Source organism: Pseudoalteromonas sp. AWH4_217, assembly GCF_056161105.1.
In genome coordinates this window covers 274,497-291,247 of record NZ_JBSWYM010000005.1, presented here as the reverse complement: position 1 = coordinate 291,247, position 16,751 = coordinate 274,497, and the positions used below count along the sequence as shown (strand labels likewise).

Here is a 16,751-nt window from a genome sequence, read left to right as displayed (position 1 = left end):
AACCAAGCAAATTTGCCATTTTAGTTCGCTTGTTAGAAACCAAGGCCCACCTGCTATGCAGTGGGCTTTTTTGCCCTCCAAAATATGACAGTATTATGACAGCGACTTTATACCTATAGGTGTTAATTATTGACCATGCTAAAATTATGAGTCACGGGATCAAAAAGTAGTAAGTTTAATGCATAACACTGGTTTAACAATTACACAACGAATTACTCTGCTGGGCAGTTTAATCGCGGTTGTTGTCGCTTGTCTGATCGGCTTTATTTCTACCTATCAGGCCAAGTCTATGATCGAAACCCGCATGCTGGGATCAGAGCTACCCAGCAAGGTTGAGAGCATCAACAAGTCGATTAGCCAACAAATTGGCCAGCTTAAGAGTGCAGCAAAGCAACTTTCAAGCAATCAGTTTTTGCTTGATTCGGTCAACAAAGGCCAGCTAAATGAGCAGGTACTGCTCAGGGAGTTGGCCCGCGTGCAAAATCAATACGCACTGGTCACCGCTTCCTGGGCCAACAGGGAGACGCGACAATACTGGAATCAGAACGGATTCTTGCGGGTGCTCAATCAACAACAAGATGGTTGGTTTTTCCAGTTTACCCAAAGTAGCGAAGAATACTCCATCAGCATCTATCAGGAAGCACCTGGTGATGTGAAAATGTTCGTCAATCATCAGCAAACCAATGGTATTGGCTTGGCCGGGCTGGCAAAAAGTATCGATGCGATGCAAACCATGTTGGCCAATATGAAAATTGAGCAGAGCGGATTTGTATTCGTTGTTGAAAAATCTCAAGGTGTTGTCCAGCTTCACCCCGATGCCAGCAAGGTTGCCAAAACAAAACTTGCAGATCTTTACGGCACACAAGCTGCCGGGCAGTTGCGTAATAGCCGGGATTTTGTGGTACTTGATCTAGACGCTGATGGCGTCTCTTCCCTGGTCGCAGCCAGCCCTATCGAGGGTACTGAGCTTTTGGTCATTGCACAGGTACCCAAAGCTGAGGTATTTGCTCAGGTGTCTTCGTTACAATGGCAAATTATCTTCTGGGCACTGATCGTGGTGATAGTGGTATGTATTGCCAGCATGCTTATGGCACGTAACCTCAGTGCACCGTTACTCAAAATGGCCGACGTGTTCCGCCAACTGGGCAGCGGCGACGCAAAACTGAATTATCGCGTTCCTAATGCAGAGCAGCCAGAATTACAAGCGCTGGGTCAGGGCTTTAATCAGTTTATCGAAAAAATTGAAGCCGCAATTTGTAATGTCGCAAAAGAAAGTCATGATATACGTGTTGCCAGTGAGCATGTATTTGCTCAGGCGAAGAAAAACTCATCGTCACTGGATGAACAAAAATCCCAGACTTTATCTGTAGCTGCAGCCATAAATCAGATGGCTGCCACCGTGCAGGAAATAGCCGGAAGTGCTAACAATACCGCAAAACTTACCGACGAAAGCCGCGAGCATACGAAACACAGCCATAGCTGTGTACAGCAAAGTCAGACGACCCTGCATCAGCTCGCTCTGGATATTCAGCAAATGGCAGATCAGGTGGCTACATTGGCCAGCAAAACTCAGTCAATTGCCAGTATTTTAGACGTAATTCGGGGTATATCGGAGCAAACCAACTTACTGGCGCTCAATGCTGCTATCGAGTCAGCACGTGCAGGTGAACATGGCCGGGGTTTTGCCGTTGTAGCCGATGAAGTGCGGGCGCTCGCCAGCAGAACTTCTCAGTCAACTGATGAAATTCAGGCAACCATTCAGGAGCTGACTGCTGCATCAGATTCAATCGTGACACAAATTGCTCAATCTTCTGAGCAAGCGCAGCAAAGTGTTGATAACATGCAGACATCGGTCAAATTAATGAACACCATCACAGAAACAGCGGATCAGATCAATGATATGACGACCCTGATAGCCACTGCAACGGAGCAGCAAAGTAATGTTGTTGCAGATGTTGGACGCAGCATCGAGCAGATCAGCGTGATCAGTGACGGCGTGATGGGTGAACAACTCGATACAGAACAAGCTATTCAGCAATTAGCCAATTCAGCCAAGGCACTCGACAAACTGGTCGCCAGTTTCTAACTTGACCAGGGTGGCTAACCGCGTGTAGCCGCCCTGCCCCCCCAATTAGATACCTTACACTACACGACCATGTTAACCCGCAGAGGCGCTCCCATCTGTGTTTATTCGCAATGGATTGTAACAATTTTCGCTTCCTTAACCGGTCAAAATAGCTACACTAAAAGAAAGCTGTAGAATTTAGGAATGTTCCCTATGACCTGTTACACTCACTTCGCACGACGTTATCTTTGCCCTATTCTGACCGTCTCTGCTTTGCTGCTCGGTGGGTGTCAATCAACCCGGGTTCAGCCTGAAGTCGAAATGCTACTGCTCGACAACGCTCCTTTCACTCAGCGAGAAGTTGAATCACAGCACGCTATTTTTGCATTGGATGCAAACATTCGGGCGACTTTGGACCGCTATCTGGCTCGCCACAATGGCTCCAATATTAAGGTTGCTGAACAGTTACTTCAGTTTTTAGTAGAAAATGGCGACTCAAGTTTGTCTTACATGCGCGGGGCGAACCTCAGCGCAACAGAAACATTCTACGACCTGAACGCAAACTGTCTGTCGCTTTCTATTCTCGCCTACAGCTTGTCAGAGCACCTGGGCTTCAAAGGTCAGTTCCAGCGTGTTCATATCCCTGAATACTGGGCACAAACCAGAGGTTATAGTCTGCTGACTGGCCACGTCAATTTGGTGGTTACACAGGATAACTCAGGTGCCAGGAAGAACAGTGATAACCGCGAAGTCGTGTATACACGGCCTGCAAGCGTGATTATAGATTTTGACCCCAACAGCCGTGCTCAAAAGTTTTCAACTTCAAAAATCAGCAAAGATCGTATCACCGCAATGTTTTACAGCAACAAAGGCGCGATGCATATGATCAACAAGGAGATGGACTTAGCATTTAGCTATTTCAGGGCGGCCATCGACATCGATCCCCTCTATTCCGCAGCATGGGGAAATTTAGCAGTGCTATTTCGGATCAATGATCACATGACTCAGGCTGAAGCGCTTTATAAGCAGGCATTGCTGATCAATGACGAAAATAAGACAGCTCTGGGTAATCTTGCGCTGTTGTACGAAATTACAGACAGGCAACAACAGGCAAAGGATATCAGAGCTCAACTCCATTCCCTGCGTAAAGACAACCCTTACTATCAGATAGCACTTGGCGATGAGGCGTTTGCAAATGAAGACTATGACAAAGCGCTGAAACACTATCGCACCGCAAATAAATTGTCTAACTCCCTGCATGAAGGCTACTTTGGGTTAGCTAAGGTTTATTACATTCAGGGGGAGCTTGAGCTGAGCAGAACATATTTGAATCGCGCTCTTAATCACGCAAGTTTTACTCATGACAAGAAGCGCTACCGGAACAAACTGGAATGGTTGAGTGCAACTGCTAAGAATTAGCCTTCTCTGGTTGAGTTGTGTTACTTCAGTTGCGCAGGCTGCCAGCGAGCTTGAGATCGATCTGAAGACGCTTACTAGTAAGGCGCACGCTGGTCGGGAATCTGGCGATGCTGAATTTAACAAAAGTGCACGTTACATACATTCACGTTTTGCTGAAACCGGCGTAGACGTCTATTACCAGTCATTCCGCTTTCGCCAAGGCTTCGGAAAACTGGGATACGGGCACAATGTTGTCGCAACCTTACCGTGCAATACCCCTTCCTGTGAGCCTGCAATTGTTATCAGCGCTCATTACGACCATTTGGGTAGTAAGGGGACACGTTATTATCCAGGTGCCAATGATAATGCGTCAGGGGTTGTCGTCATGCTGGATATAGCACGCCAGTTAATACCACAAACACGACACAGAGATATTATTTTTGTCGCAACCGATGCCGAAGAAAAAGGCTTGTATGGGGCACACTTCTTTGCTGCAACCCTTAGCCCCGAGCGTGTTGCTTTAAATGTTAACCTGGACATGCTCGCAGTGAATAGAAAAAACCGTCTGTATGTTCTGACCTCAAAACAAGCAAAGGCTTATACCCAAGCCATTACGCAAGCATTTAATCAAGAGATCCGCGCTCTGGTATTTACCTCAACAGCACGCATGTCACATCGCCTCGATACCCCAAGAGTTGACTGGTTGAGAGCCAGTGACCATTACGCTTTTCATAAGGTCGGTATCCCCTTTGCTTACTTTGGAGTTGGCACAGATCCCTTTCATCACACTCACAAGGATCAATTCGACAAAGTGGACATACCTAAATTAGCTCAGGTTTCGGCACATATTAATGCTTTTATTTCCGCATTATCAGTGTCGGCAGCCCCCTGAACCAGAGCCATTTTGCGAGCCTTTGATAACCGTTTAAATTGCCATTCCAGTCTGGCAGCTGTACGCTTGTCTTCAACAGCCAATGTATAAACTAGTTTAAGCGGGCCCTTTCCTCGTAAGCTTTTAGCACCTTTACCAGCAACATGCGCTGAAAAGCGCTTTGTGACATCGTTGGTGATCCCGGTATACCAATGACCAAATTTATTTTCAATTACATACAGGTGCCAAGGTGACCGTGCGTTACTCATGCCCGTGACTACTCTTTAGATCGAATGGAACTATTTTAACTGCGAATGGTCGAAACTTACCAATAATTCTACTTTACCTTCTTTATCCATTCTGTATCATTCATACAACCAAAAATAAGGATACACATACATGCAGTTAAAAAAGCGCCTTTTTGTTTGGCTTAGTATTATTCTTGCGACGACCATGCTATCCGCTTGCTCCAGCTGGGTATACCGGATAAACGTCCCTCAGGGTAACTTCCTGGAGCAGTCCGATGTCGATAAGCTCAGAATCGCTATGACAAAAGAGCAAGTTTTATATGTATTGGGCACTCCGGTGGCTAAAGACGCGTTTAACAGTGAAATCTGGCATTACTCTTATGTGTTCAACCTGGGTCGAGACTCAGAGCAACGCCGTGAGTTAATCGTTTATTTCAAAAATGATAACCTGAGCGATATCTCTGGAGACTTTGATAAACCTGCAGATTTCAGTACACCGCTCTCAGAGTGAGCGTAACTCTTAGCGTCACTCTCCTGAAAAAGCAGAGCCTTGGCTCTGCTTTTAACTTCCCATCACCGCAATTAATACCACGACACTAAACAATATCTGGAGCGACATGCTCAACCAGGCGAGTACGTTGACCCCGACTAAACTCCACGGGGAAGAGTCCTGAGGGTAGAGTGGACTGCGTTTTTGCCAGCGTGCCAATGCAAAAAACAATAAAGTCAGACTCGAGATCATAATCGTTGCGGACAGTTTGTTACTGTGCGTCTCATTAAAAAAGAAGTTTAACTGCACGGGCATCAGAATTGCGACCAGTGCATACAGGCTGTAAACACGTGCTACTTTTTCATATTTTGCTGCAAATGACAGCTCAATGATCCCGCGCTGTTCCAAAAACTTCTTTGCAGCGACTGCCTGTGCCTGATTAGCCAGGCGATATGGGGTCATGCCAGTCGCATCTGCCAGCCTGGGGTCCACATCCATAGACTCGACCAATTCAAGCATCGCCACAGAGTTTGACATGACCGCATAATGCATCAAATTCCGGCCTAAGTCGTCCAGAGACTGATGACAATGATAGTCAGTTAGTGCCTGAGCGGCACTGACAAACCCCTGCTCGACCAGCCACATCATGGCAGATTTCCCTGTTGGATCTTTGCTTTGACCTGTTGCGCCCTGCTCAATCAACTTTAAGGCGATAGATTGCTTGGCATTTTTAGACATTAGATGAGCCAGCAAAGCCTGGTCTAACAATCGCTCGACCTCTTCACCACTACACAAGTGCTTCAGCAGTCCCACATAGCTGTCATCCCCCTGCAACCGCTCAACCGCCAATTGTAAAGTTGCGACGGTATCCTGTAACACCTTTTCAAGCATGCGGCTCAGGTCTAACTGCATGTTTTCATCTGCAATTTTCCATAAGTCACACGCTTCCTCAGCCGTTAACTGTAAACCGTGCTGCAATAAGACACTCAGAGCACGGGTATAAGATTTGCCCAACAAAAGTGAGGCGGGTGAGATTTCCATTTGGTAGGTGAGCTGTGCCTTAATATCAGCGTACTGAGCGAAAACGCCCAGTAACTTGGCAATCAATTCATCCTGACTGACGCCGGCGCCTGCGATATGAAGTAATAACTCATCGCAGTATGTCTGATGCGCTTGATCATAATCATCAATATGCTGGTAGCGACAAGATTCAAACGGTTCCAGGGGTTTCAGCCAAAGAATATACATCAGCGGTGGTAAGACCGACGAACGTACGCCTTGCTGATCCGTCACGGTTGCACACTCTGGCCAGGCCTCAAGCGCATCCAGAATAAAAGCCCCATTATTTTCAACCAGCCCTTTGAGTAGCAGAGGATATTGAGCCGGCCAAATTAAAACATGCTCCATTAAAGAATTAACCACCTTATTTGTCATATCGCGCACTTAATGCCATTAATATTGTCGCAGTGCTGTTAGCGGAATGATACCAATTGCATCATGAAAAAGCTGCTGCTGATCTCAAGAATCACACCACTTTACCTAATATGAAAACAAAATCGCAATAAGACAAAGCCAATATGCTCACTGCGCACCAATCCGAATCACCATAGCCCCCCCTGATGTCCTCAATTCAAGCCTGTCGGCTACTTACGTTGATCTATCGTTATCGATTGAGTTACTCAGCTCTGGGCTTGAGGTCAGGAATGATTAAGATATACAATAGAAGTGAACGTCCAATGAAGGCCCTGTGATAGGGAGCAAGTCAAGATGGAAAACACCTTACCCACCTGGCACGTAATACTGATTATTGTGATGGTACTTGGGTTCATCATTAGCAATATTATGCTGCTAAAATATATGACCCGCTTTGATGTGAAAGGCAAACTCGATAAACAAACTAAGCCAGACTCAAAGACCGAGAGTGAAGAAGAGAAAGAAAAGTAGGGCCGGCACTTACCTGCCCTACCTCAGAGATTAGCCTACCAACCAATGCGCCATCAATGCAATCACAGGCAGTGTGACCAAAGTGCGCAAAATAAAGATACAGAATAGCTCAAACAGGTTGACCGGTATTTTACTGCCCAGCAACAGCGCGCCCACCTCAGACATATAAATCAATTGAGTCACACTCAATGCAGCCACGATAAAGCGTGTCACGTCACTTTCTATGTTTCCTGCAGCCAAAATTGAAGGAATAAACATATCCGCAAACCCAACCACTATCGTTTCAGCCGCTTTGGCCGCCTCAGGCACCTGAAGTAATTCGAGATAAGGCACAAATGGCTTACCCAAGATCTGGAATACTGGCGTATGCTCTGCAATGATGAGCGCGAACGTGCCGACGGCCATGACCACAGGTAACACTGCAAAGACCATGTCCAGCGCATTGTGCACGCCTTCTTTCAACGTGCCTTTTACTCCCGGCGCCTTTTCCGCTTTTGCCAGGGCAACATCCAACGCATGGCCAAATAACGTTTTACCTTCAGGCACCAGTTCGGCACCTGGGTTCGCATCACTGCCATCAACGTAACAGTCTTTTTTCCATCGCAGAGGTGGTAAACGCGGGACAATAATCGCAGCCGCAATCCCCGCGGCACACACGGTTAAGTAAAATGGTGCAAACAAGTGCTCTAATTTAACCTGACCAATCACGACCAGACAGAAGGTAATAGAGACCGCCGAGAAAGTCGTGCCTATAATAGCCGCTTCTCTTTGCGTATAATGCTTGTCTTCGTACTGACGAGAGGTCATCAAAATACCCACGCTACCATCCCCTAGCCAGGATGCCACGCAGTTTACGGCACTGCGTCCCGGTACCCCAAACAAAGGCCGCATCACTTTAGTCAGTAAAGTACCAACCAGTTCCAGCAAACCAAAGTTCAGTAGCAATGGTAGCAGCAGACCAGCTAAGACAAAAACGGAAAACAGCACAGGTAATAGGTCATTAAGCACCAATGATCCCGTATGTGAAGAGTGAATAGCTTCTGGTCCTACTTTAAAGTAGGTCATGAGAATAAACGCCATACCAGCAAGGCGGGTGACCAACCAGATTGGACTCACTGCAAACAAATGTCTGAATAAATGGTTTTTTAGCAGCTGTCTGGGCTTAACCAGCGCCACAAATGCACTCATCAGCCCGGTGATACACACTATGGCCACTATCATAGCCTGTGCAAAGGGTGCTATCCAGCCTTGCAGTGACTTTGCCATAACAGCGATCGGAATAGTCATTGCTTCCCCGATTGCAACAGGTGTCATAAATAAAAACACCCCAATCAGGGAAGGCACGATAAACGCAAATAGCGTGCGCCAGTTTGGCGACGCTGAGCCCGTAGATTCTGACATCATATGATTACCCACTAAAAAGAAAAAGAGCGTAAGGCTCTTTTTCATGTTACTTCAACTCATTGTTTTTATTTTAATATTTTGATTTATTTAAAATATTATATTTGCAGACCTCGACTGCGTAACACCTCTAACAGAGATTGCAACAACAGCTCCATAGTCTGTGCATCCAGCACTTGTTCCTCACCATCCAGCCAAGTTAGCGCCGTCTGACCATCATCGGTTGTCGACACTTTCACGACATAATCACCATCGGCAATCGGTAATATTGTTGCTTCTTCACCCCAAATAGAGTCCCAGACACTTTGTTCGGGCGCTTCATAGCGAATTTTCACCTGATCATTATCTCTGTCTAACCGAATCACCGTAAAGTTCACACGTTCAAGGAAATTAGACAAGCGATCCATTACGGCACTCTTTTCAACCAGTGTCAGCATTGCTGCGTTGCCGTCACTATCAAACCCGCTTTCCAGAGACAGCAGGCCCTGCTGTTTGCGCAATTCGACCGCCAATAATCTGTAGCGATAATCAAACTCCGCAATCACTTCGTTCAATGCACGCACTTCTAGCTGCTGCCTGAGCAAGTCATTTAGAGGCGTCTGATCACTTTGGTAATCAACTAATTTAGCGCTCAGAGAAGCCGTACGCTGGTGCTCTTTTTGTTCAACTTTAAATTCAAAGCGCTGACGCGATACTTCAACAATGTCTTCCCAAAACCAGCCTTCGTCCTTCTTGATCAACGAATACCAGCCAGTTTCCACTATGCCTTCCTGACGCGCATCCCTCGCAACCTGAGTATTGTGGTTTGCCATAACTCCATCGAGCGACTGCCAGATAAATGCTGACAAGTCTTCAATTCCGTCATTTTTATCAAAATAGACGCGAGCGACTTTATCTTTATTTTCGGCCCAACTGCCCTGAGCCAATGTCAGGACCTGCTGAGGTGGCCGATATAATTTATTTTTCCCATCCGGATCGTTGTCATAAACAGCAACCACCATCTTATATTCCGGATCCTGGTATGGCTGCTCAAGCCCAGAAGGCACGCTAATGGCCTCATTAACGCGGTAGTTTTTGCTGTGATGTGCATCATTTGGAAATACACTACATCCCGTTAAACCAAGTAAAACACCTAAAGTTAGTGCTTTTGGAACCCAATACTGCACGAATAAAACTCCTTAGCAAACCCTGTTATATTTATTTACGGTAAACGAATATCGTCTTTATATGAGTGAGGATTGCCGATTTGGTTCACTGCCGGAGCAACTTTTTATATTCACCCGGCGAGCCTAAACAACTTGCAAAATTTGCCCTATGTTACTTGCCTCGCCCAGTAAACACAAGCCGTGAGCCACCTGACTCCGATATCAGCTCACCACAAAGTAGCAAAGCGACCCTCTGCCAGTATCCCAACCAACTAACTTATGTTAGTATTTACGGCTATACATCCAAAACTTGCCGTCAGGCATTACCATTATTCTCAGCGTATAGGGTGCTCTTGAATGACCACATTTACCAACCAACAATTGGTTTTGACCGCAATCGGAGAAGATCGATCTGGGATCGTCAGCGAACTAACTAAGCTGGTCAGTGAGTGTAATTGCAACATTATTGATAGCCGCATTGCGATTCTGGGGAATGAATTTACCTTCATTATGTTACTATCCGGCGATATGGCAGCCATCAGCCGGGTTGAGCACACCCTCCCTACAAAAGGGATGGAATTGGGCTTGCTTACCATGATGAAACGTACAGCCAGCCATCAACAGAATGAATTCAGCGCCGGATATACCCTCGAATACAATGGCCTCGATGCGCCCGGTACACTGAGTAAAGTTACACGCTTTTTTGCAGACCAAAACATCAGCATTTGCTCATTGAAATCAGATACTTACGAAGAGAATGAAGCATTACATATGCGCTGTGAAATCGAAGTCAATATTCCCATTGAAGTAGATGCCGACGCGTTTAAAATACAATTTGAGCATCTCTCAAACTCACTAAATCTGGATTATATTTTTCGACGCATTCGTTAAGGAGCATCCTATGAATACGCTACAAGCAGGCGCTCAAGCCCCGCAATTTACCCTGGAAAACCAAAACGGTGAAAGCATTTCACTCAGTGCATTGCTGGAATCCAAGCAAGTGCTGGTCTATTTCTATCCAAAGGCACTGACACCAGGTTGCACGGTACAGGCAGAACAACTCAGAGATCACAAAGAGCAATTGGCACAGTACAATACTGTGGCTGTGGGTATCAGTCCTGATCCAGTCAAAAAGCTAAAAAACTTCGAAACCAAAAAAGAGCTGAACTTTGATCTGCTATCCGATGAAGACCACGCTATTGCTGACGCATTTGGTGTGTGGGGATTAAAAAAGTTCATGGGTAAAGAATATGACGGGATCCACCGTATCAGCTTCCTGATAGGTCAGGATGGCACCGTCAAACACGTTTTCAACAAGTTTAAAACCAAAGAACACCACCAGGTCGTGATTGACTATCTGGCTGCACAATAACAAGAAAAGGGGCTGTATTGAGCCCCTTTTTTACATTCTTCGCGCCTAAACGTTAGCTGCGCGCATCCAGCATTAAGCGTTTCATGTCTCTTACCGCTTTTTCCAGCCCGTCAATGGCTGCTCTGGCAATAATCGCATGGCCAATGTTGAGCTCATAAATTTCCGGGATTTCGGCAATGGGTTTTACGTTATGATAATGCAGACCATGGCCTGCGTTGACCACAATACCCAGACCATGCGCGTATTTAACACCAGTGCGGATCCGTTCAAGTTCAGCATGCATCTCAGCGTCTGACTCTGCATCAGCGTAGGCACCAGTGTGGATCTCGATATACGGTGCGCCAGTGTCTTTAGCAGCATCTATTTGCTGGGGATCTGCATCGATAAACAGAGATACTTTAATGCCTGCATTTGCCAGCCGAGTCACAGCTTGAGTGACCTTTTCTTTATTCGCAACGACGTCAAGGCCACCTTCTGTTGTCAGCTCTTCGCGTTTTTCAGGGACCAGGCAAACGTAGGCAGGCTTTACTTCACAGGCTATATCCAGCATCTCGTCTGTCACGGCAATTTCCAGGTTCATACGGGTCTGAATGGTTTTTGCCATCACATACACATCGCGGTCCTGAATATGACGACGATCCTCACGCAAGTGGATGGTAATACCATCTGCCCCGGCATGTTCAGCAACAGCCGCAGCATGTACAGGATCCGGATAACTGGTGCCTCTCGCTTGGCGCAATGTGGCAATATGATCGACGTTTACGCCCAATAATATCTCTTTCATTGTTATTACCTTGATTGAAATAGCTCTCTGCTTTTCAGCGGTTTATGGCCAAGTAATGGCCTGAATAAATATCTGCTAAGACCCTTCGCCTGACGCCGTACCTGATCGTCAGTAAAATCGCGCTGGGCAATGTGGTGAAGCACTCGGCCTGAAAAGCCAATATGCGGATCATCTGTTCTGACAAACCCCAATTCCCGGGTATATTGGTAGTAAGCCCCCTCGACAATCGCCTCACCATCGGCATCACAGTCAAACTCAACACCAAACCCCAACTGCTCCAGCAATTGGAATTCAAAGCTGCGTAACGTGAGCTCAAACGCGCTCCTGCGTGCATTTTCAGTCTGCTTGTGTAACTGCTGCAGATGGTGATGATACAGTGAAAATATCTCTTCAAGCGGCTCATTAACCGGGATTACCCGAGTACTGAGTTCGTTAAGGTAAAAACCACAATACAAGACTTGCCCTTTCATTGCTAATGGCTGAGTGTGCAGTTCAATATCGTTGAGGTACTTAAGATCATGGCGACCGCTATAACGGACTAAGAGCAGGCTGAAAGGTTGAAGATGTGCGTTGTGCCTAAGTGCCTGACGCCCTTTTATACGGGCCAGCATCATCAGCTGGCCCACTCCCTCGACAAGCATATTAAGCATCACCTGAGAATCACTGTGTGGTCGGCGATGCAACAAATAGGCTTGTCGAAAGTCGTTGTTCAATTAGTCTTCCCCGTAGCCAAGACTACGCAGCGCCCTCTCATCATCTGCCCAGCCAGACTTCACTTTTACCCAGCATTCCAGAAATACTTTGTTGTCCAGCATCTCTTCCAAATCACGACGTGCTTCGCGACCGATCACCTTAAGCTTCTCACCCTTATTACCGATCACCATACGCTTTTGCGATTCACGCTCAACCAGGATCAATGCATTGATCTGCCACACCCCGTTGTCGAGCCACTTAAATTGCTCAATTTCAACGGTCACGGAATATGGCAACTCGTCGCCCATAAAACGCATGAGTTTCTCGCGGACAATCTCAGCGGCCAAAAAGCGCATTGAGCGGTCTGTGACATAGTCATCAGGAAAGAAAAACTCGCATGCCGGCAGATGCTTATGTACTTCTGCTTTGACCATATCGACATTGCGGTTTTGCTTCGCCGAAATTGGAATGATCCCGACAAACTGGCCCTGCTCAGACAACCATTGAAGGTGTGGCATCAGCGCTTCACTTTTGTCTTTGACCTGATCACTTTTATTGATCACAACCAAAACCGGACGGCCACTGTCCTTAACCTTGTTCAGCACCATTTCATCGTCTTTGGTCCACAAAGTGCCCTCAACAACGAAAATCACCAATTCAACGTCACCAATGGAGCTGGATGCTGCACGGTTCATCAATCGGTTAATGGCACGCTTTTCCTCACTGTGGAGTCCTGGTGTATCGACGTAGACCGCCTGATAGTTATCCTCAGTGTGGATACCCATAATACGGTGCCGGGTAGTTTGTGGTTTACGTGAAGTGATGCTGACCTTTTGTTCAACCAGCTTATTCAGTAACGTGGATTTACCAACGTTGGGTCGCCCGACAATCGCGACCATGCCACAATGGGTATTAGGAGTCATTCTTTAATATCTTTAGTGCTTTTTCAGCGGCTTTTTGCTCAGCCTTACGACGAGAGCTGCCTACTGAGATAATACTTTCCATCCCTTCCACAATACACTCAACCGTAAAGGTCTGATTGTGTGCCTGTCCCTTGGTATCTATTACAGTATAACCGGGTAAGGGCAACTTGCGTGCCTGCAAGTACTCTTGCAATAGGGTTTTTGGGTCTTTTTGGTTATGACCAGGAGAAATCGCAGCCAAACGCGTGTCGTACCATTTTAATACCAGCGTCTTACAGGTCTCGATGTCTGAATCTAAAAACACCGCGCCAATAATCGCTTCGACCGCGTCTGCCAGAGTTGACTCACGACGATAACCGCCGCTTTTCAATTCACCCGGACCAAGTCTGAGATAATCACCTAAGCCAAACTCAACACCGAACTCTGCCAGAGTCTGTCCTCGTACCAGCGTAGAACGCATACGGCTAAGATCACCTTCACGCGCTTTAGGAAACTGCTTATACAAGGCATTGGCAATAACAAAGCTCAGGATTGAGTCGCCTAAAAACTCCAGACGTTCATTGTGCTGCCCTTTGTGGCTACGATGAGTCATTGCCTGCTCAAGCAGGCTTTGATCCGAAAACTCGTAACCAATCTTTTTATATAATTCTGTGACGTTTTTTTTCATGCTACTGAATATTACCTAGGCGTTCAAAACGAACTCCTGTTGGAACCCAACCAGGCAAAATGCTGTTTGGGCCATTTTCAAAATCGAAACTCATCCAAATAAATACGGCTTTACCAACCAGGTTTTCTTTTGGCACAAAGCCCCACATACGGCTGTCCTGACTGTTATTACGGTTGTCACCCATAGCAAAGTAACTGCCCTCTGGTACAACCCATTCATCACGTCGCGTGCCTGGCTGCTGATAATAGCGCTCCGTCAGTTCAGGTAATTGAGGCGTCACAAGTACATCATGCGTGACACCCGGCAGACTCTCTGTCAGACGTACCATTTGCATTGCGCCATGTTTGAACTCATCGCGATTAACAATATCAAGATTAATTTTGTTGAATTCGCCACATGCCAGACCATCGCGTTGCTGTTCGCCATCATTACAGTGAGGCTTGATATAAAGCTGACGGTCGCGATAAACGATGCGATCTCCAGGTAAGCCAACAATGCGCTTAATAAAGTCGATACGCTCATCCAGCGGAAACTTAAAGACCGCGATGTCACCACGCTGGGGATCATTCACTTCTACCAGCTGACTGCGCCAGACCGGGTCTTTAATACCGTACGCGTATTTCTGTACTAATATGAAGTCACCATCCAGCAGTGTCGGCATCATTGAACCGGACGGGATCTGGAAGGGTTCAAAAATAAATGAACGGAACACTGTGATCGCAGCAATCATCGGAAAGATAGATTTTGCGCTTTCAGTGATGGCAGGCACAGGTGCTATCTGCTCGATGACTTCCTGATCAAGCGGCTGCTCAGATGCGCCCTGTGCTAATGCGATACGCTCTTTACGCTTTGGTGCGTAAAGCAAATGATCGATTAACCATATGAGACCTGAGCCAAGCGTCAACAACACCAAAAATACTGAAAAATAACCTGCCATAATAATTCCTGTTACTTACCTACTTTAAGAATCGCAAGGAAAGCATCTTGTGGCACTTCAACGTTACCCAGCTGCTTCATACGTTTCTTACCTTCTTTTTGCTTTTGCAGTAGTTTCTTCTTACGACTGACATCACCACCATAACACTTCGCGATGACGTTTTTACGTAACTGTTTCACGGTTGTACGCGCGATCACGTGGTTACCAATCGCAGCCTGAATCGCAATATCAAACATTTGACGTGGGATAAGCTCGCGTAGTGCGTCGGCTAACTGACGTCCGCGACCTTGCGAGTTCTCACGGTGTGCAATAATTGCCAATGCGTCAACCCGGTCGCCATTGATCAGAATGTCTACACGGACCATGTCGGATGTCTGGAAGCGCTTAAAGTTGTAATCCAGAGAAGCAAATCCTCGGCTGGTCGACTTAAGCTTATCAAAGAAGTCCATTACCACTTCTGCCATTGGCAATTCATACGTCACCGCAACTTGCTTACCGTGGTAGCTCATCTTGGTCTGCACGCCGCGCTTTTCAACACACAGAGTAATGACATTGCCCAGATATTCTTGTGGCACAAGAATATTCGCTTCTACAATCGGCTCGCGGATCTCAATGATGTCGTTGACCGGTGGCAGATCTGACGGATTATCAATTTGGATCACGCCGTCCTTGGTTTCTACTTCGTAGACAACCGTCGGGGCCGTTGTGATCAGATCCATATCATATTCACGTTCCAGACGTTCCTGAATAATCTCCATGTGGAGCATGCCCAGGAAGCCACAACGGAAACCAAAGCCCAGTGCGGTTGAGTTCTCCGGCTCGAAGAACAAAGACGCATCATTGAGGCTCAGCTTGTTCAATGCATCACGGAAGTTCTCGTAATCATCTGACGAAATCGGGAACATACCTGCATAAACCTGAGGTTTAACACGCTTAAAGCCTGGCAGACGCTCTTTCGCAGGCTCTTTGGTCAGAGTGATCGTATCACCCACCGGCGCACCATGAATGTCTTTGATACCGGCAATGACGAAGCCTACTTCACCGGTTTTCAATACGCCGGTTTCGGTTTGTTTCGGGGTGAAAATACCGACTTTATCAGCGATGTGCGTCTGATCTGTCGACATAATCTTAATTTTGTCACCACGACGCAGCTCACCGTGCTTGATACGCACCAAAGAGACAACGCCCTGATAAGAATCAAACCAGGAGTCAATGATCAGTGCCTGCAGTGGTTGCTCCGGCTCACCCTCAGGTGGCGGCACGTCGCGCACGATCATTTCCAGTACCTCATCGATACCGATACCGGTTTTAGCACTACACTGCACCGCTTCAAGCGCTTCAATGCCGACGATTTCTTCAATCTCTTCTGCAACGCGCAAAGGATCGGCCTGCGGCAAGTCGATTTTGTTCAACACCGGCAGAACTTCAAGGTCCATTTCAATCGCGGTGTAGCAGTTTGCCAGGGTCTGAGCTTCTACGCCCTGACCGGCATCGACAACCAGCAAAGCGCCTTCACAGGCAGCCAGTGAACGTGATACTTCGTAGCTGAAGTCAACGTGTCCCGGTGTGTCGATAAAGTTAAGCTGATACGTTTCGCCATCATTGGCTTTGTAGTTCAGTGTCACGCTCTGCGCTTTGATGGTGATCCCACGCTCTCGCTCAAGGTCCATCGAATCCAGCACCTGCTGCTGCATCTCGCGATCTGTTAAGCCGCCGCATACCTGGATTAAGCGGTCCGAAAGGGTCGATTTCCCGTGGTCTATATGGGCAATAATTGAAAAGTTACGGATGTGCTTCATATACTGGATTCTAA

At 46.8% G+C, this 16,751-nt stretch carries 17 protein-coding genes; 7 read left to right on the top strand and 10 right to left on the bottom strand.

Annotated features, from left to right (window positions below; translation table 11 throughout):
* Positions 1-178: 178 nt before the first annotated feature.
* The 3 genes from ACXAH1_RS08180 (at position 179) to ACXAH1_RS08170 (ending at position 4,355) form a co-directional block, all read left to right on the top strand.
* On the top strand, positions 179-2,086 hold the full coding sequence (locus tag ACXAH1_RS08180) for a methyl-accepting chemotaxis protein (RefSeq protein ID WP_475195678.1): 1,908 nt from the start codon (positions 179-181) through the stop codon (positions 2,084-2,086).
* A 192-nt stretch (positions 2,087-2,278) separates the two neighbouring features.
* A complete protein-coding gene (locus ACXAH1_RS08175) occupies positions 2,279-3,484 on the top strand; it encodes a tetratricopeptide repeat protein (RefSeq protein ID WP_475195677.1) in 1,206 nt (401 codons plus the stop codon).
* Positions 3,465-4,355, top strand: coding sequence for a M20/M25/M40 family metallo-hydrolase (locus ACXAH1_RS08170; protein WP_475195674.1), 891 nt, complete (start codon positions 3,465-3,467; stop codon positions 4,353-4,355). Before ACXAH1_RS08175 ends, ACXAH1_RS08170 begins: the two co-directional genes overlap by 20 nt.
* Here the strand turns inward: ACXAH1_RS08170 and ACXAH1_RS08165 are convergent.
* Entirely contained in the window at positions 4,295-4,603 is a 309-nt protein-coding gene (locus ACXAH1_RS08165) for a GIY-YIG nuclease family protein (protein WP_475195672.1), read from the bottom strand. The two genes, ACXAH1_RS08170 and ACXAH1_RS08165, sit on opposite strands and share 61 nt — an antisense overlap.
* 130 nt (positions 4,604-4,733) lie before the next feature.
* Between ACXAH1_RS08165 and ACXAH1_RS08160 the strand changes: the two genes are divergently transcribed.
* A complete protein-coding gene (locus tag ACXAH1_RS08160; RefSeq protein ID WP_475195670.1) occupies positions 4,734-5,093 on the top strand; it encodes an outer membrane protein assembly factor BamE in 360 nt (119 codons plus the stop codon).
* Between the two features lie 51 nt (positions 5,094-5,144).
* Here ACXAH1_RS08160 and ACXAH1_RS08155 read toward each other — a convergent pair whose 3' ends face one another.
* Positions 5,145-6,506: an ankyrin repeat domain-containing protein gene (locus ACXAH1_RS08155; protein WP_475195669.1), complete on the bottom strand. Its 1,362-nt coding sequence runs from the start codon at positions 6,504-6,506 to the stop codon at positions 5,145-5,147.
* 333 nt (positions 6,507-6,839) lie between these two features.
* Here ACXAH1_RS08155 and ACXAH1_RS08150 point away from each other — a divergent pair, with 333 nt between their 5' ends.
* A complete protein-coding gene (locus ACXAH1_RS08150; protein WP_253044100.1) occupies positions 6,840-7,016 on the top strand; it encodes a DUF2897 family protein in 177 nt (58 codons plus the stop codon).
* A gap of 30 nt (positions 7,017-7,046) precedes the next feature.
* Here ACXAH1_RS08150 and ACXAH1_RS08145 read toward each other — a convergent pair whose 3' ends face one another.
* Together ACXAH1_RS08145 and bamC are read right to left on the bottom strand one after the other, a co-directional pair.
* Positions 7,047-8,417: a YjiH family protein gene (locus ACXAH1_RS08145; RefSeq protein WP_475195825.1), complete on the bottom strand. Its 1,371-nt coding sequence runs from the start codon at positions 8,415-8,417 to the stop codon at positions 7,047-7,049.
* A 98-nt stretch (positions 8,418-8,515) separates the two neighbouring features.
* On the bottom strand, positions 8,516-9,583 hold the full coding sequence (gene bamC, locus ACXAH1_RS08140; RefSeq protein WP_475195666.1) for an outer membrane protein assembly factor BamC: 1,068 nt from the start codon (positions 9,581-9,583) through the stop codon (positions 8,516-8,518).
* Between the two features lie 336 nt (positions 9,584-9,919).
* On the opposite strand from bamC, the gene ACXAH1_RS08135 reads away from it, so the two are divergent.
* Positions 9,920-10,453, top strand: coding sequence for a glycine cleavage system transcriptional repressor (locus ACXAH1_RS08135; RefSeq protein ID WP_253044098.1), 534 nt, complete (start codon positions 9,920-9,922; stop codon positions 10,451-10,453).
* Between the two features lie 10 nt (positions 10,454-10,463).
* Positions 10,464-10,934, top strand: coding sequence for a thioredoxin-dependent thiol peroxidase (gene bcp / locus ACXAH1_RS08130; RefSeq protein WP_475195664.1), 471 nt, complete (start codon positions 10,464-10,466; stop codon positions 10,932-10,934).
* A 52-nt stretch (positions 10,935-10,986) separates the two neighbouring features.
* On the opposite strand, the gene pdxJ is transcribed toward bcp, so the two are convergent.
* Genes pdxJ through lepA form a run of 6 tightly spaced genes read right to left on the bottom strand, consistent with a single transcriptional unit; the run spans position 10,987 to position 16,737 of the window.
* On the bottom strand, positions 10,987-11,718 hold the full coding sequence (gene pdxJ / locus ACXAH1_RS08125) for a pyridoxine 5'-phosphate synthase (RefSeq protein ID WP_475195662.1): 732 nt from the start codon (positions 11,716-11,718) through the stop codon (positions 10,987-10,989).
* Positions 11,719-11,723: 5 nt separating this feature from the next.
* Positions 11,724-12,431, bottom strand: coding sequence for a DNA repair protein RecO (gene recO / locus ACXAH1_RS08120; protein WP_475195661.1), 708 nt, complete (start codon positions 12,429-12,431; stop codon positions 11,724-11,726).
* Positions 12,432-13,334: a GTPase Era gene (gene era / locus ACXAH1_RS08115; RefSeq protein ID WP_054014049.1), complete on the bottom strand. Its 903-nt coding sequence runs from the start codon at positions 13,332-13,334 to the stop codon at positions 12,432-12,434.
* Complete coding sequence (gene rnc, locus ACXAH1_RS08110; RefSeq protein ID WP_046006769.1) at positions 13,324-14,001, bottom strand: ribonuclease III; 678 nt, start codon at positions 13,999-14,001, stop codon at positions 13,324-13,326. The genes era and rnc overlap by 11 nt, the downstream gene beginning before the upstream one ends.
* Before the next feature lies 1 nt (position 14,002).
* Positions 14,003-14,938, bottom strand: coding sequence for a signal peptidase I (lepB, locus tag ACXAH1_RS08105; RefSeq protein ID WP_054014050.1), 936 nt, complete (start codon positions 14,936-14,938; stop codon positions 14,003-14,005).
* 11 nt (positions 14,939-14,949) lie between these two features.
* Positions 14,950-16,737: a translation elongation factor 4 gene (lepA, locus tag ACXAH1_RS08100; protein ID WP_138544393.1), complete on the bottom strand. Its 1,788-nt coding sequence runs from the start codon at positions 16,735-16,737 to the stop codon at positions 14,950-14,952.
* Positions 16,738-16,751 lie beyond the last annotated feature (14 nt).

What these genes read in the sequence shown, in the direction of transcription:
- era (WP_054014049.1), bottom strand. Translation starts at nt 13,334, where the DNA reads ATGACTCCTAATACCCATTGTGGCATGGTCGCGATTGTCGGGCGACCC.
- bcp (WP_475195664.1), top strand. Translation starts at nt 10,464, where the DNA reads ATGAATACGCTACAAGCAGGCGCTCAAGCCCCGCAATTTACCCTGGAA.
- ACXAH1_RS08180 (WP_475195678.1), top strand. Translation starts at nt 179, where the DNA reads ATGCATAACACTGGTTTAACAATTACACAACGAATTACTCTGCTGGGC.
- lepB (WP_054014050.1), bottom strand. Translation starts at nt 14,938, where the DNA reads ATGGCAGGTTATTTTTCAGTATTTTTGGTGTTGTTGACGCTTGGCTCA.
- rnc (WP_046006769.1), bottom strand. Translation starts at nt 14,001, where the DNA reads ATGAAAAAAAACGTCACAGAATTATATAAAAAGATTGGTTACGAGTTT.
- lepA (WP_138544393.1), bottom strand. Translation starts at nt 16,737, where the DNA reads ATGAAGCACATCCGTAACTTTTCAATTATTGCCCATATAGACCACGGG.
- ACXAH1_RS08150 (WP_253044100.1), top strand. Translation starts at nt 6,840, where the DNA reads ATGGAAAACACCTTACCCACCTGGCACGTAATACTGATTATTGTGATG.
- ACXAH1_RS08165 (WP_475195672.1), bottom strand. Translation starts at nt 4,603, where the DNA reads ATGAGTAACGCACGGTCACCTTGGCACCTGTATGTAATTGAAAATAAA.
- ACXAH1_RS08145 (WP_475195825.1), bottom strand. Translation starts at nt 8,417, where the DNA reads ATGTCAGAATCTACGGGCTCAGCGTCGCCAAACTGGCGCACGCTATTT.
- ACXAH1_RS08160 (WP_475195670.1), top strand. Translation starts at nt 4,734, where the DNA reads ATGCAGTTAAAAAAGCGCCTTTTTGTTTGGCTTAGTATTATTCTTGCG.
- pdxJ (WP_475195662.1), bottom strand. Translation starts at nt 11,718, where the DNA reads ATGAAAGAGATATTATTGGGCGTAAACGTCGATCATATTGCCACATTG.
- ACXAH1_RS08155 (WP_475195669.1), bottom strand. Translation starts at nt 6,506, where the DNA reads ATGACAAATAAGGTGGTTAATTCTTTAATGGAGCATGTTTTAATTTGG.
- ACXAH1_RS08175 (WP_475195677.1), top strand. Translation starts at nt 2,279, where the DNA reads ATGACCTGTTACACTCACTTCGCACGACGTTATCTTTGCCCTATTCTG.
- ACXAH1_RS08135 (WP_253044098.1), top strand. Translation starts at nt 9,920, where the DNA reads ATGACCACATTTACCAACCAACAATTGGTTTTGACCGCAATCGGAGAA.